Below are 15,097 nucleotides of genomic sequence, written 5' to 3' on the forward strand. Positions count from 1 at the left end.
GGCTGCGACTGCGGGGTTGTAGACCCATGGCAATCATTGACGCTGGGTTTTTGGCCCTGAGCGCCCCGGATAATAACCATGATTTTTGGCAGCGAGGCAAACAAAAAGTTACAAACCCCCAAAGTGTCCGTCAAACGGCACTGCTGCGCGAATCCGACATCTGTTTAAAACCCAGCGTGCGGTTAAGACTTTTCCCGCCTCCGGGTGCAATACTCGACGCCTGAATCAGACGAATCCTGCTTTCATGACCATTACTTACCGACGACTGACACCGACCGATGCAGTGGCTTATCGCGCCTTGATGCTTGAGGCATATGATCGCCACCCGGACGCCTTTACCTCTGATGTAAAAGAACGTGAAACGCTGCCTGGCGAATGGTGGGAAAACAGACTGGATGACAGCAATGCTTCGACCGAAGCGGTGTTTGCCGCCGTTGAAGACAGTCAACTGCTGGGCGTAGCCGGACTGTCAGTTGAAACCCGAAATAAGGCCCGGCACAAGTCAACCCTGTTCGGGATGTACGTGCCTCAGGCTCACAGAAAAAGAGGCATTGGCTACCAGTTGATGTGCAGCGTGCTCGAGCATGCCAGATCCCGTCCTGAGCTTCTGGTCGTACAGCTCACCGTCACGCAGGGTAATGCCGCAGCACAGGGGCTTTATGAGCGCATGGGCTTTGTGACCTTTGGCGTTGAACCACTTGCAGTTGCCGTAGGCAGCGGGTTCGTCTCCAAGGTGCATATGTGGAAGGATTTACGGGAGTGAGTTATCCCCTAGCCATTATCTGCGCTCAGCATCCGAGCGCCTCGGCTGCGTCGGTAAGGGAATCGACAATAATGTCCCAGTCCTGTTCGGCAGTAAGGTCAGACGTCTGGCCTGGCCCGTGCTCGGACGGGCGTCGGACGAACACGGTCTTGAAGCCATTCGCACGGGCTGCCGCGAGGTCGGAATTATGCGCAGCCACCATCGCGACTGCTTGCGGGGCCAGACCCACGGCGTCTGCCGATTTCAGGTAGGTCTGCGGCGTTGGTTTGTAAGAGCCCGCGATTTGCGCGCCGACAATCACGTCCCACGGCAAGCCAGCGAACTTTGCCAGGTTGAGCATGCCGGCAATATGCCCGTTGGAAAGCGTGCCAATCGAGAACCTGCGTTTGAGCCGCGTGAGGCCGGCGACGGAATCGGGCCATGGGTCCAGCCGTTCCCAGGCCTTGTTAAGCTCCGTGAGTTCGGTATCCGGAATGCTGCCGAAATCCACCTCGTGCCGCGCCAGCACGGTTTCGAGGCTCTCGCGATTGAGTACGTCGAGTGTCACGAAAGGACGCTCACCCGAGCGAACGCGCTGCATGGAAGGCTGGTAGAGCCCGCGCCATTGATCGGCAAAATCGAGGGGGTCGACGTTCACGCCATGACGCAGCAGAAAGGGCGCCGCGGCGCGTGCCACACCACCTCGCCAATCCACAACAGTGCCGAATACGTCGAACCCGAGAAAACCCACCTGTGCAAATCTGGCCATATTATCGCTCCGGTAATGTGTATCGTCGCTTATAGTTCTACACAAGCAGTCGCTCGGAGGACAGTCGTTTCCGGGCAGACATTGCCCTCGTTGAAGAGGTAATGAGTGATATCGAAACCGGTCGGCGACTGGCCAATCAACGATGGATGGAGAATTCATGAACTACGTGAAGCTTGGAAACACAGGGCTGGATATTTCCAGACTGTGCCTTGGGTGCATGACCTTCGGCGAACCTGATGCCGGAACGCATCCCTGGACACTGGGCGAAGAAGCAAGCAGACCGATCATCAAGCACGCCGTCGAGCAAGGCATCAACTTTTTTGACACCGCCAACAGCTACTCGGCAGGCACCTCGGAAACCATCGTCGGAAAGTTGCTGAAAGAGTTCACGCGCCGCGACGAAACCGTGATCGCCACCAAGGTGTTCTTCCCGGCAAACATGTGGGAAGGCTCGACAAGGCCCAACGAGAAAGGGCTCTCGCGCAAAGCCATCATGTCCAGTATCGATGCGAGCCTGACGCGGCTCGGCACTGATTATGTCGACCTGTACCAGATTCACCGCTGGGACTATGACACGCCCATCGAGGAAACCATGGAAGCCCTGCACGATGTGGTCAAGGCAGGCAAAGCCCGATACATCGGCGCCTCGTCCATGTATGCGTGGCAGTTCGCCAAGGCCCAGCAGGTCGCGGTCGCGCACGGGTGGAGCAAGTTTGTGTCCATGCAGAATTATCTGAATCTGGTGTATCGCGAAGAAGAACGCGAGATGATCCCGCTGTGTATCGATCAGGGTGTCGGCCTGATGCCCTGGAGCCCGATGGCGCGTGGCAGGCTGACCCGGCCCCATGGGCAGCAGACCGAGCGGACCAGGACCGACATTTCCGGTCAGTCGTTTTACCAGGCGACGGAAAAAGAAGACGGCCGGGTGATCGACGTTGTGGAACAGGTCGCAGCAGAACGGGGTGTGCCGATGGCGCAGGTCGCACTCGCTTGGGTATTGGCCAAACGAGGGGTTTCAGCGCCGATTGTCGGCGCGTCCAAAGCGTCCCAACTGGACGATGCCATCGCCGCACTGGAGCTGGTGCTCAGCGACGAAGAGATCCAGCGCCTTGAGGCACCGTATGTACCGCATCTGGTGACCGGCTTCGTCTGACCGGCGCAGCAGAAACCCAACGCCGGCGAACGTTACAGCGTCGCCGGTAACCTGATGGACCGCCGTTGCCCGATAGAACGGTGGCCAGCAACGCTTATCTTATGAACACATCATCACAACCCTCGTAACTGTCACACACTTCTGAAATAACACCTTTCTATCTCGCCGCACGCAAATATCTATTGGGCGACCGACCGGCTGCACGGTATTGTCTGACTATTCGCAATGAATGGCCGTTTGCCAGCGCTTGATTCGACTTTATCCACTTCCCCCGTTCGAGTTCCTTCCATGAAAAATCCGGTTTCTCTGGCTACCCGCATCGGCTTGGGGTTTGCCGCGGTCGTTTCACTGCTCATATTGATCACCGCTGTCGGCATTCAGCGGGTTGGCTTCATCGACAGCACCCTGGAAGACGTTGGAGACAATGCCGCAAAGGTGCAACGCTATGCGATCAACTTTCGTGGCAGCGTGCATAACCGGGCGATCGCCCTGCGCGATGCGGTGCTGGTCAACAATGATCAGGACCTCGCGCTCCATCTGGCAGAGATGACCCGGCTGGAAAAGGACTACATCGATTCGGCTGCACCGATGGATCAACTGTTCTCCAGGCCGACCGTAAGTGCCGAAGAGCGGCAACTGCTGCGTGGCATCAAGGAAATCGAACAGCAGACGCTGGGCTCTACCAAAAGCGTCATTGCCTTGCGCCGTACCGGTGACATCGCCGGTGCCCAGGCCCTTTTGCTGAGCCAGACATCGGGGGACTACAGCGAATGGCTGAAGCGCATCAACGCGCTCATCGACCATGAGGAAGCCTCGATCAGGGTTCAGCTGGATAATGTGCAGGCGACCGCCAGCCAGTTCCGTGGCCTGATGCTGCTGGCAACGGCTTTCGCCGTGCTGCTGAGCATCGTGCTGTCGGTTTTCATCATTCGCTTTGTGAAAAAGACGCTTGGCGCGGAGCCTGTAGAGGTTGCGCAGGCCATTCGACGATTGGCGGCCGGCGATCTGCAGCAAACCATCACCACCGCGCATCCCGACAGCGTCATGGGCGTACTGAAAACCGCGTTGACTCGTCTCTCGGAAACCATCACAGAGGTGAGGACGGCTGCCCAAGAGGTCAGCCAATCATCCACCGTGCTGTCGGCGGCTTCATCTGCCAACAATACCCAGATCATGGTGCAGACCCGTGAAGCCGAACAGGTGGCGACCGCCATCAGCCAGATGGCCGCCACGGTCAATGAAGTCTCGGGCTATGCAGCACAGGCAGCGGACGCTGCACGTTTGGCAGACAGCGAAGTGGCGACCGGTAACCGCCTTGTCGAAGGCACTACCACTGCCATCGAGCAACTGGCGGCCACGCTGACTGAAACAACAAATACTGTGGAGCAGGTGTCCAGGCACAGCGAGCAGATCGAAACGGTGATCGAGGTGATCAACTCGATTGCCTCGCAAACCAATCTGCTGGCGCTCAATGCGGCCATTGAAGCAGCCCGTGCGGGTGAGCACGGCAGAGGCTTTGCGGTCGTCGCCGATGAAGTTCGCTCCCTGGCGAATCGTACCCAGCAGTCGACCCAGGAAATTCAAAACATGATCAGCACGCTGCAAGGCGGTACTGAAACTGCGGCGCAGAACATGCGCGACAGCTGCGAACTGGTCAATCGCGCCGTTGACCAGACACGCAACGCACAAAGTGCTCTGTCCAGAATCAATCAGGAAGTGGGCGCGATCAATCACATGAATGCGCAAATCGCCAGCGCTGCGGTTCAGCAAAGCTCGGTGGCAGAAGATGTTGCCATGAACATCAACAGCATTCACGACTCGACACTCAAGTCCGCCAATGGATCGCAGCAGGTGGCAAGTGCCAGCGAGGAGCTGGCACAGCTTGCAGATCGCCTTACCCGTAAGGTCGCGTTTTTCAAAGCAGGCTGACGGTGTGAGCAGGTATTCGGCGATGGATGCTGGATAGCCGAATACCTCATTAGCGGCAAATCAGTCTGTGCAAATGACCGGCCTGGAGCGGCGCAGCGCCAGCACAACGGTGATCATGGACAGCGCGGCACATACCGCCCCGATGACGATGGCGGCGGTGAAGCCGGCCCGACCGGACACCACGCCGCCGATGAACGCCCCGCCGCCAATCGACAGATTCACCACACAGACCAGCAGCGCCTGAACACCTTCCACGCGATCATTGGAGGCCTCGAAACACCAGATCTGCGTGGTGATGGGGATCATCCCGAAAGCGAATCCCCAAACCAGAATCACCGGCCAGAGCAGCCACGGGTTGCCGACAAACATCAGCAGCGCAGTCAGCGACCCCAGCATCAGCAGGGTCATGATCAGCACCGAGGACGGTGCGCTTCTGGCTGCCAGGGCTCCACCGGCCAGATTGCCTGCCACCGCCGCCAGACCGAAGGCGAAGAGCAATGCTCCCAGGGCCTGCCCCTGGATATGCGCGAACTCCTGCACGAAGGGCGCGAGGTAGGTGTAAGCCGCGAAGTGCCCGACATAGATCAACAGTGCAGCGGCAAACATGCGGCGAATGCGTTGCTCGCCAGCCAGCGACAGCATCTGACTGATGCCGGCAGAGCGCTCGCCCGGCAGCGCCGGTAAAAACATTGCAATCAACAGCCCTACCGCAACCGTGACCACTGCCGCCGTTTCAAATGCGGCTCGCCAGCCGAACGCTTCACCGATCAACGTGCCAGCCGGAATCCCGGCAACAGTGCCGATCGAGACGCCCGCCAGCACATACGCGGTGGCCTTTACGCCCTCCTTGCCGGGCCTCAAGCGAGGCCCGAGCGAACCGGCAATCGTCCAGAAACCTCCCAGTGCGAAGCCAAGCAGGACCCTGCCGGCCAGGGTCAGCCAGAAGTGCGTCGACAGCGCCACGATCAGGTTGGACGCCAGCAATATCGAAAGCAGCCCCAGCAACAGGCGCTTGCGATCTACATGACTGAACAGGGCAATACAGGAAGGTGCTGAAATGGCCGCGAGGATGCCGGGCACAGCCATCATCAAGCCCGCTTGGCTGATGCTGGTTCCCAGGTCACGAGCAATATCGGGCAACAGCCCGACAGGGAGAAATTCAGTGGTGACGGTAGCGAATGACCCAAGCGATACGCTACCAACGGCCCACCATGAAGCGGGTTTTGTTTCTACGTGTCCAGCGGTTTCAAAACGACTCACAGCGGTTCCAGAATTCGAGAATGTCAGCAACTGACCCGTCGGGCCAGCGCATGGATGCGGGTAACCCTAACGGGTAAAGCCTTGACGAAGCCACCTTGCGAGCGAAATTCCGTATCAACGACACGCGATAATTTCTGCGAAGACTGGCTGTCAGGCCGATGCTCTGCGTCGAGGTTGCATGGGTGACGCAGAGCGTCACGAACGGCATTCCCACGCGGAGCATGGGAACGATCACTGACTGAATATCGTGCCGACGCTCTGCGTCGGCACGCAGTTCTTGACGCTCCGCGTCGAGGCTTCTTGCCTGGCGCGGAGTGTCAAAGGCATTCCCATGCGATGCATGGGAGTGATCACACAGGCAGTCGTGACCTATTTGTTGCGGGTCACTCTCCAGACGGTGTTGGCCAGGTCGTCGGCGATGATGAGTGCGCCTTTCGGATCAACCGTCACGCCCACTGGCCGACCGCGAGTCTTGCCGTCAGCACCACGGAAACCGGTTGCGAAATCCACAGGCTCGCCGGCAGGACGTCCATTGCTGAACGGCACGAAGATCACCTTGTAACCCACCGGGTTATCGCGGTTCCAGCTGCCATGCTCGCCAACGAAGACGCCGTCAGCGAACTTGTCGCCCATGGCCGGAATCGAGAACGACACGCCCAGTGCGGCGACGTGCGAACCCAGGCTGTAATCCGGCTTGATCGCCGCAGCGACCTTGGCCGGGTTCTGTGGCTGGGCCCGCGTGTCTACGTTCTGGCCCCAATAGCTATACGGCCAGCCATAGAACGCGCCCTCCTTCACCGAGGTCAGGTAATCCGGAACCAGATCAGGGCCCAGCTCGTCACGCTCGTTGACCACCGTCCACAACTGCCCGGTGCCCGGTTGAATCGCCAATGCCGTCGGGTTGCGCAGACCGGTCGCATAAGGCTTGTGCGCACCAGTGGCGGCGTCGATCTGCCAGACCATCGCCCGATCGATCTCGACCTCCATGCCGCGCTCGGTCACGTTGCTGTTCGAGCCGATACCGACATACAGGTAGCGGCCATCAGGGCTTGCCGTCAGCGACTTGGTCCAGTGGTGGTTGATCGCCGCAGGCAAATCGGTGACCTTGGTCGGCTCACCGCTGGCCTTGGTCTGACCTTCCTGATAATCGAAGCTGACCAGCGCATCCTGGTTGGCCACGTACAGCTTGCCGTTCGCGAAGGCCAGGCCATAGGGCGCATTCAGGTTCTCGGCAAAGACCGTTTTCAGCTCATACTTGCCGTCGCCGTCCGCGTCCCGCAACAGTGTCAGACGATTACCGCTCTTGACCTTGGTGTTGCCCTGGGCCTTGATGACGCTGGCAATCACGTCTTTGGGTTTGAGCTTGGCAGCGCTGCCGCCGCGCCCTTCGGCAACGATGATGTCGCCATTGGGCAAAACGATGGACTGACGTGGAATATTCAGATCACTGGCAATCGCCGTGATACTGAAACCTTCAGGCACGGCAGGCTTCTGATCGCCCCAAGCCGTCGGTTCGGCAATCTTCATGCTCGGCAACAGGCCGCGTTGCGGGTCCGGCAACTTCGGATCCGGTCCGCGCGCCTGAGTGCTGTCGGCTTCACCACCGCAGGCGCTCAGCAGCAGCGCCATGCTCAATGCAGTCAATGCGTGGATATTTCTCATTCTGCACCTCCGGAACGCAGGCTGGTGAGCCCGGTCCACGTCGCAACGCAGGCCAGAACAGTAACAATGACCGACAGGATCAAGCCAGACGGCATGACCGCCCAGGCGTCTTTCGCATGCTCGAAGGCATTGACCAGACCCAGCACCCAGGTAACCAGCAACAACAGGAAGTACACCACGGGACGACCGGCCTTGTGATCCGCACGCACTAGATTGACCAGTGCGAACAGCAACGCCAGCCCGCAGAACAGCAAGCCTCCGGCAATCAACCAGGCGGCAAAGTTGCTCCACTGAATCTGAAAGGTCTGGTAGTAGGCGATGTCGCTCAGCAATCCGCCAAGAAACAGAGGCACGGTTCCGGCGAGCAGGGTCGCGTGTAGCGGGCCCGGCGTATATCGGTAGTCGGGATGGGTGGTTACGGTCATGACGGCTCCTTTTCGTTCGGCGACCCTGGATCAATGCTCAGTGCGAATGCACTCGCCTGTCGGGGTCGCGCTGAATGCGCATAGAAAAGGATCATTCTGGCGAAGCGATAGTTCAGCACTTTTCATTTCGAAATATTTTGAAAGCGTTACTGGCTCGCCGATGGCTTGTTTCGACGACAGCGTTCAGAGCAGTAGCGCACCTCATCCCAGCAGCGTGCCCACTTCTTGCGCCAGGTAAACGGCAACCCGCAGACCACACAGGTTTTGACCGGCAGCTCAGTCTTTTTCAAAGCGCCTCTCCAGCATCGAGCCTGGCCAGCAACGCCTCGCCCCGCTCCCGCAACGCCTGCTGTTTGGGTTCAGCCATGCGATCAAGGTTCTTGTAAATAATGCCCATACGCTGATTGCGCCGCAAAAGATCGCCATGGCGCATCAGAAAGTGCCAGTAGAGCGCGTTGAACGGGCAGGCATCGTCAGTCGTGCTTTCAGTGACCTTGTAAGCGCAGCCACAGCAATAGTCAGACATGCGCTTGATGTACTGGCCGCTTGCGCAATAGGGCTTGGAACCCAGATAGCCGCCATCGGCGTGCATGACCATGCCCAGCGTATTGGGCAGCTCGACCCAGTCGAAAGCGTCCATGTAAATCGCCAGATACCACTCGCAGATCTGGTTCGGCACGATACCGGCAAGCAGCGCAAAGTTGCCGGTCACCATCAGGCGCTGAATATGATGGGCATAGGCGTGCTTGAGGCTCTGACCGATCGCCTGACTCATGCAGTTCATCTTCGTCTCGCCGGTCCAGTAAAACTCCGGCAGCGGCCTGCTGTTGCCGAACAGGTTGCCATCAGCATACTCGGGCATTTTCAACCAATAGACGCCACGCACATATTCCCGCCAGCCGATCAACTGGCGAATGAAACCTTCGGCGGCATTCAGCGCCACCCTGCCCGACCAGTACGCGGACTCCACGTCACTGCAGACCTGACGCAGATCCAGCAGGCCGATGTTCAGCGCAGCGCTGATCCGCGCGTGAAACAAAAACGGCTCATCGGTGGCCATTGCGTCCTGATAATCGCCGAAACCGGCCAGCCCGAAATCGAGGAAGTAGTCCCACAGCGCCTGTGCATCGACATGCGTCACCGGGTAATCGAAATCATCCAGCGAACCGTAGTGACTGGCAAAACGTTCAGCTACCAGTGCCAGCACGTCGCGAGTGATCCCATCTGCCGAGAAGCGCATCGGGTAAGGCGCAGCGACGCCCTTGGGCAGCGCCTTGCGGTTTTCCGCATCAAAATTCCAGGCACCGCCCACCGGTGTGCCATCGCCGTTCAACAGCAGCCTGCTCTTGCGCCGCATCTCCCGATAGAAGAACTCCATGCGCAACTGCTTTTTACCCTGCGCCCACGACGAAAATTCTTCGCGGGAACAGAGAAAGCGCGTATCGGCATGCCATTGAATCGGCAACCCGCTGTCCTTGATCGACTGCTCCAGCCGCCAGTCACCGCACTCGGTGACGTGCAGCTCTTTGGCTTGCAGCAGGGCCTGCCAGCGCCGCAACTCACCCGGCACCGACCCGGTGTTCTGCGGGTCATCAAGCATGACGTACTGCACCCGAATGCCGCGCTCGCGCATCGCCTCGGCAAAATGACGCATGGCGCTGAAGATCAGCACGATTTTCTGCGGATGATGCGGCACATGGCTTGCCTCCTCCATCACCTCGACCAACAGGACCGTATCGCGCTCTGGGTTCAGGTCTTTCAGGGACGCCAGGTCGAAAGACAGTTGATCACCGAGGACGAGGTGGAGATGGGGGGATTCGGTCAATGGAAAAGGCTCCGCATGGCGTCTGCAAGGATCTGAAAAGCTGTGGCGACAGACGATTGGCTTGTACCTCAGAGCCAGCTATCCAATACCTCGAAGCCACAAAACTTGTACCAATGTAATTTCATGTACAAGATTTTCATAGCGTTTTTCGATGGGTTACCTGTCATGGTTGTCGCAGGCTCCGCAGCAGCGGCCGAGTGGTGTCCTGCCAACTGGCAGGCACCTATACGATCAGTGCCAGGCCTGCGGCCCGGATCAAGCCGACTGGTAACCCGCCAGCCCCTCCACCCGTTCAACCCACCGCAAAACACTCGGATACGCCCCCAACTCCACACCGCCTTCCGGTGCCAGCACCACATACGGATAAACCGCACACTCGGCAATCGTAGGTCGCCCCATTGCCAGCCAGTCATGCTGTGCAAGGTGTTTGTCGAGCAGCCCCAACACAACAGAAGATTTCTGCAGGGCCTCGGTCTTGTTCAGCGTAGCGCCGAATTTCTGCACCAGTCGCGCCGCGCAAAGGCTGTGCTGGATTTCGTTGCCAGCGAACGACAGCCATTGGGCGATTTCGGCCTGTCCCTGAGGGTGAGCGGGCCACCACGCCAGACCGCCATATTCGCCAGCGAGGTAAATCAGAATGGCCTGCGAGTCGCGCAGGACGACGGGACCATCCTGCAGAACCGGCAATTCGCCCAAGGGATTCAGGTCGGACAGTGGTGGCTTTTTATGCTCGCCGTTCAGAAAATCCACGGCGACCACGTCAAGCTCGATATGGGCCAAGGCAGCGAACAGGCGGACTTTGTAGCAGTTGCCGGAGGCTTGCAGATCGTACAGTTTCATTGTGTGTCTCCATCGACGAGTTGATTGAATTCCAGAACGTTGCCATCAGGGTCGCGGATGAACAGTGCGATTCGTCGCGGGCCGATGGGGTGCGGCCCTTCAGTGACAACAATTCCTTGCGCGTCGAGCCAGCGCTCGAGTGCCTGCAAGTCATCAACGATAAACGCCGGGTGCGTCATGCCGGGCAGTTTCAGCGGGGCATCCAGCAACACGTTGTGAGCTCGGGGCACGCGAACGCCATTGAAGATCAGGTTGATGCGCACGCCGTCCGGGCTGAGCATCTCGTTGGCTTCGTAACGTGGAAAACGCGCACTCTCGACAAAACCAAGCGCCTGATAGAAAGCCAGTGCGCGGTTTTGGTCGCTGACGCGAATACCGATGTGGTCGTATGCGAGAATCCGGGCGGGGTTGGGTTGCAGACTCATGAGGTTGAAACTCCGGTTGGAAGCAGTTTCGCCAGTGTCGGCCACGGCAGTGGTTTCACCTATGCTGCGGACCTGACAAGACCTATGCACTAATCGCACAAATCAGAAGGTGGCAATGGACAGGCTCAAGGCAATGGCCAATTTCGTGCGGATCGTCGACAGCGGCAGTCTGAGTTCGGCGGCGGATGTCACCGGGCAATCGGTCGCGTCGCTGGTCCGCTCGCTGGCCGCTCTGGAAAGTCATCTGGGCGTACGCTTGTTGAACCGCAGCACGCGGCGCATGGCCCTGACCGATGAGGGCGAGGAGTATCTGCGCTGGACCCGGCGCATGCTCGCGGACTTCGATGACATGGAACAGCGCCTTGATGGCCGCGACGGCATCGTGCGGGGCCTGCTTCGGGTGACGGCACCTGTCGAGTTCGGGCAGCGTTATATCGCTCCGCTGGTAAACGCCTTTCTCAGCGAGCATCAGGACATCAACGTCGAGCTGAACCTCAATGACCAGATCGTGCCTTTGCTCGACGAGCGCCTTGATCTGGCGTTGCGCATCGGCCATCTCCCGGACTCGGCGATGGTCGCGCGCAGGATCGGTGCGACCCGGCTGGTAACCTGTGCAAGCCCGGGCTACCTGCGCACCGCCGCGCTGCTGGACACCCCGAAATCACTGCCTGAGCACGCGTGCATCACGCTGGCTTCGCACGGCCGGCAGTGGTACTTCCGGCATCAGGGCAAAGAGTTGATACAGGACATTACCCCCAGGCTGGTCTGTAATCAGGTCCGCGCTGCCAGCCTGGCCTGCGTGCAGGGTCTGGGCGTGACCCGGCTGATGCATTATCAGGTTGCAGATGAACTGGCTGACGGTCGCCTGATCAGGGTACTCAATGACTTCGAAACGGCAGATCTGCCGATTCAACTGGTTTATCCGCACACCTTGCAGCTCTCACCCCGGGTCAAGGCATTCGTCGAATGGGCAATTCCACAGCTGGAAAAATGTCTGCCTGATCCCTCTCTTCAAGATCGATAGCGCTGCCGAAAACTCAACTGATGCGCGCGCAGACGCGCACCTGTGCTCGCGGTGGAAATGTGAAAATTTTGTTAACTATTTGTTCGCAGTGTCTTTTTCTGACAGAAACAACCTGCCACAATAATGCGAACAGTTATCAACATTATTATCATCCAGCCACGGACGGCTTCAGGGAGTGTCGGGTTCATGCCGGGCCAGCAATCGCAAAGCCGTTTTCTTTTCACCCCTGCCCTGCTGACAATGGGCATCTGGATCGCAACTTCTCAGGCTGCCTACGGCGCTGAAACGCAAGCCACCGAAGCGTCATCGACGACGACAATGGAGCTGGGCGCGACGCAAATCAGCAGCGATCAACTTGGCTCTACCACCGAAGACAGTCAGTCCTACACCACGGGCCCGATGCAGACGGCGACCAAATTGCCGCTCACCATTCGTGAAACCCCGCAGGCGGTGACCGTCGTCACTCGTCAGCGCATGGACGACCAGGCCATGACCAGCATCAACGACGTGGTGAAATACACCCCAGGTCTGTTTTTGGACCAATCCAGCGGACCGGGCCGGCAAACCTACACCTCTCGCGGTTTCGACATCGACAACATCATGTACGACGGCCTGCCCGCCTCGTACTCGGGCTACACGGCAGGCGTTCAACCCAACCTGGCCATGTTCGATCATGTCGAGGTGATCAGAGGCGCTACAGGCCTGGCGACAGGGTCTGGCAACCCTTCAGCGGCGATCAATATGGTGCGCAAACGCCCTACCGCCGTTCCACAGGTCACCCTCACCGGCACGGTCGGAAGCTGGGACGACTACCGCGGCGTATTCGATGCCTCCGGACCACTGAATGACAGCCGCACGGTACGCGGCCGAATAGTCGGTTCCTACCAGGATGCCAACAGTTTCCGCGACAAGGAAAAAAGTGATCACAGCGTGTTCTACGGGGTGGTCGAGGCAGATCTGAACGATGCCACGACCGCCACTCTGGGCTTGTCTCGTCAGGAAGATCAGACCAATTACTTCTGGGGTGGCCTGCCACTCGGCACTGACGGCCATCACCTGAACCTGCCGCGTTCGACCTATTCCGGCTCGGATTGGGAAAACAAGAAAATCCGCATAGACACCGTGTTCGGTGAGCTGGAGCACCGTTTCGACAACGACTGGAAACTGCGCGTAGCAGGCTCGAGCTCGTCGCTGGACGGTCTGTTTTCAGGCACTTACCTGTCGCGCTACAACGGCCCGCTGGAAACGACGGCCTATCAGTCCAAGCCTGAGGAGCAGCAGACTGCGTTCGATGTCTACGCCAGCGGGCCGGTCGAAGCCTTTGGGCGCACCCATGAAGTGGTGGTCGGCACCAGCAGGCGCGTGTACGACAAGACCAGCAAGGAGTACAGCCCCTATGACACAGGACTGCCGATTGGCGCGCCGAAGCCGGACTTCGTCCGCGATGGCAAGACGCATAGCATCGCCACCCAGGATGCGGTTTACCTCACTACACGTCTGAGCCTGGCCGACCCGCTGACCCTGATCCTCGGCGGCCGTCTGGACTGGTACGACTACGATGATCGCTCTGGTGATGAAGACTACAAGGTCACCCGCAACCTGACGCGCTACGCGGGGCTGATCTACAAGCTCGATGAACACCATTCCCTGTACACCAGCTACACCGATGTCTTCCAGCCACAGAGCGCGCAAAGCCTGTCCGGCAAGGTACTCGACCCCGTCGTGGGCGAAAACTATGAAGTCGGCATCAAGGGCGAATATTTCAACGGTGCCCTCAATGCCAGCCTGGCAGTGTTCCGGATCGATCAGAAAAATCTCAAGACCGAGTCACCGACCCAGGCGGGCTGCGCGGTCCTGACCTGTTACGACGCAGCCGGTCTGGTACGCAGTCAGGGTATCGAGATGGAGCTGCAAGGCGCATTGACCGAGAACTGGCAAGTCGGCGCAGGCTACACCTATGCCCGCACCCACTATCTCAAGGACACCGATCCGGCGAACAAGAACCAGCAATTCAACACCGACACACCCGAGCACCTGTTCAAGGTATCGACCGTCTACCGCCTGCAAGGCGCACTGGAAAAAATGCGCGTCGGCGGCAACGTCTACTGGCAGAGTCGCATGTACAACGACATCGCGCTCACAGACGGCATCTACCGTCTGGAACAAGGCAGCTACGCCGTCGCAGACTTGATGGCGGGGTATCAGGTGAGCAAGAACCTCGACTTGCAACTTAACGCCAACAACATCTTTGACCGCTCCTACTACACGGCGATTGGCGCAAGCTCGGTATGGGGCTCCACCGACGTCTACGGCAACCCGCGCAGCTATGCGTTGACGGCCAAGTACAGCTTTTGAGCAAGCAAGTTTGCTATGTTTTTGCAGCCTGCTCAAAGCAATTAACGGCCGATCATTAAATATGATCAGAAACTGCTAACTTAAGAGCCTCGAGGGATTTCGCCGAAGCTTGCGAACTCCCTCATATAGGCGCCGACGTCTTACGCCGCTGTGAGCAGCGCAAGACCGGGCAGGTTGGGGAAATATCATTTTGACTCCACCACTCCAATTTTTTTGTTATTTACTCAAGAGAAAAATCTCCTTGACCTAGAAGTAGTATATTAACCTGATCTAGCTGAGTATATTTCGCCGTCATTACTTTCATGTCTTGGCTGCTCCACAAACCACCCTCTAAAAACTCCACACGCTCTAGCTGGTAACGACCACTGTCTTGGGCAAACCAGCCTTTGATAGTGATCTTGTCACTACCGTTTACATGACTGAACACCATGTCGGAGCCAGAAGCATTTACAGCGATATCCGTCGCTTGGATACCGGCACCGAACCGTAAGGTGTCGATATTGCCAATCGAATAGTTGCTGTTCTCGGTGATCGTGTCTTGCCCGTCACCCAGGTTAAAAAGGTACAGGTCCGAGCCCTCTCCGCCGGTCAAAAGATCATTACCGGTTCCACCGGTGATCTGATCGTTATTTGTCCCACCGGTAAGTGTATCGTTGCCCGCTCCGCCGGCAATAATCTGCTTCGAAGC

The 15,097-nt window shown here is 58.4% G+C and carries 14 protein-coding genes; 5 read left to right on the forward strand and 9 right to left on the reverse strand.

What is annotated here, in order from left to right; all coding sequences use genetic code 11:
• Window positions 1-244 precede the first annotated feature (244 nt).
• Window positions 245-763 carry a GNAT family N-acetyltransferase gene (locus tag RYB09_RS18660; RefSeq protein ID WP_316889704.1) on the forward strand — a complete coding sequence of 173 codons (519 nt, stop codon included), beginning with the start codon at window positions 245-247 and terminating at the stop codon, window positions 761-763.
• Between the two features lie 25 nt (window positions 764-788).
• Here RYB09_RS18660 and RYB09_RS18665 read toward each other — a convergent pair whose 3' ends face one another.
• Entirely contained in the window at window positions 789-1,511 is a 723-nt protein-coding gene (locus tag RYB09_RS18665) for a haloacid dehalogenase type II (RefSeq protein WP_058409230.1), read from the reverse strand.
• A 157-nt stretch (window positions 1,512-1,668) separates the two neighbouring features.
• Here RYB09_RS18665 and RYB09_RS18670 point away from each other — a divergent pair, with 157 nt between their 5' ends.
• Both RYB09_RS18670 and RYB09_RS18675 read left to right on the forward strand, forming a co-directional pair.
• On the forward strand, window positions 1,669-2,664 hold the full coding sequence (locus RYB09_RS18670) for an aldo/keto reductase (RefSeq protein ID WP_044320592.1): 996 nt from the start codon (window positions 1,669-1,671) through the stop codon (window positions 2,662-2,664).
• Between the two features lie 288 nt (window positions 2,665-2,952).
• The gene (locus RYB09_RS18675) at window positions 2,953-4,593 is read left to right on the forward strand and encodes a methyl-accepting chemotaxis protein (RefSeq protein WP_002552778.1); all 1,641 of its coding nucleotides are present in this window, start codon (window positions 2,953-2,955) and stop codon (window positions 4,591-4,593) included.
• Between the two features lie 60 nt (window positions 4,594-4,653).
• Here RYB09_RS18675 and RYB09_RS18680 read toward each other — a convergent pair whose 3' ends face one another.
• The 7 genes from RYB09_RS18680 to RYB09_RS18710 all read right to left on the reverse strand — a co-directional run bounded on the left by RYB09_RS18680 (window position 4,654) and on the right by RYB09_RS18710 (window position 11,030).
• A complete protein-coding gene (locus RYB09_RS18680; protein ID WP_316889707.1) occupies window positions 4,654-5,853 on the reverse strand; it encodes an MFS transporter in 1,200 nt (399 codons plus the stop codon).
• A 369-nt stretch (window positions 5,854-6,222) separates the two neighbouring features.
• Window positions 6,223-7,515: a PQQ-dependent sugar dehydrogenase gene (locus RYB09_RS18685; RefSeq protein ID WP_003368608.1), complete on the reverse strand. Its 1,293-nt coding sequence runs from the start codon at window positions 7,513-7,515 to the stop codon at window positions 6,223-6,225.
• A complete protein-coding gene (locus tag RYB09_RS18690; RefSeq protein WP_058401950.1) occupies window positions 7,512-7,940 on the reverse strand; it encodes a DUF2231 domain-containing protein in 429 nt (142 codons plus the stop codon). The genes RYB09_RS18685 and RYB09_RS18690 overlap by 4 nt, the downstream gene beginning before the upstream one ends.
• Before the next feature lie 146 nt (window positions 7,941-8,086).
• The gene (locus RYB09_RS18695) at window positions 8,087-8,230 is read right to left on the reverse strand and encodes a DUF2256 domain-containing protein (protein ID WP_080394996.1); all 144 of its coding nucleotides are present in this window, start codon (window positions 8,228-8,230) and stop codon (window positions 8,087-8,089) included.
• Entirely contained in the window at window positions 8,227-9,765 is a 1,539-nt protein-coding gene (locus RYB09_RS18700) for a cryptochrome/photolyase family protein (RefSeq protein ID WP_410478319.1), read from the reverse strand. The genes RYB09_RS18695 and RYB09_RS18700 overlap by 4 nt, the downstream gene beginning before the upstream one ends.
• Window positions 9,766-10,020: 255 nt before the next feature.
• The gene (locus RYB09_RS18705) at window positions 10,021-10,605 is read right to left on the reverse strand and encodes a glutathione S-transferase family protein (RefSeq protein WP_219171169.1); all 585 of its coding nucleotides are present in this window, start codon (window positions 10,603-10,605) and stop codon (window positions 10,021-10,023) included.
• The gene (locus RYB09_RS18710; RefSeq protein WP_005731427.1) at window positions 10,602-11,030 is read right to left on the reverse strand and encodes a VOC family protein; all 429 of its coding nucleotides are present in this window, start codon (window positions 11,028-11,030) and stop codon (window positions 10,602-10,604) included. Before RYB09_RS18710 ends, RYB09_RS18705 begins: the two co-directional genes overlap by 4 nt.
• 115 nt (window positions 11,031-11,145) lie before the next feature.
• On the opposite strand from RYB09_RS18710, the gene RYB09_RS18715 reads away from it, so the two are divergent.
• Both RYB09_RS18715 and RYB09_RS18720 read left to right on the forward strand, forming a co-directional pair.
• Window positions 11,146-12,054, forward strand: coding sequence for a LysR family transcriptional regulator (locus RYB09_RS18715; protein WP_058408464.1), 909 nt, complete (start codon window positions 11,146-11,148; stop codon window positions 12,052-12,054).
• Between the two features lie 186 nt (window positions 12,055-12,240).
• On the forward strand, window positions 12,241-14,409 hold the full coding sequence (locus tag RYB09_RS18720) for a TonB-dependent siderophore receptor (RefSeq protein WP_219171167.1): 2,169 nt from the start codon (window positions 12,241-12,243) through the stop codon (window positions 14,407-14,409).
• Between the two features lie 220 nt (window positions 14,410-14,629).
• Here RYB09_RS18720 and RYB09_RS18725 read toward each other — a convergent pair.
• Window positions 14,630-15,097 (reverse strand): calcium-binding protein (locus RYB09_RS18725; protein WP_316889711.1); only part of this gene is annotated, 468 nt, incomplete at its 5' end.

It is taken from the genome of Pseudomonas syringae group sp. J254-4 (assembly GCF_032586855.1).
Lineage (GTDB): Bacteria > Pseudomonadota > Gammaproteobacteria > Pseudomonadales > Pseudomonadaceae > Aquipseudomonas > Aquipseudomonas amygdali.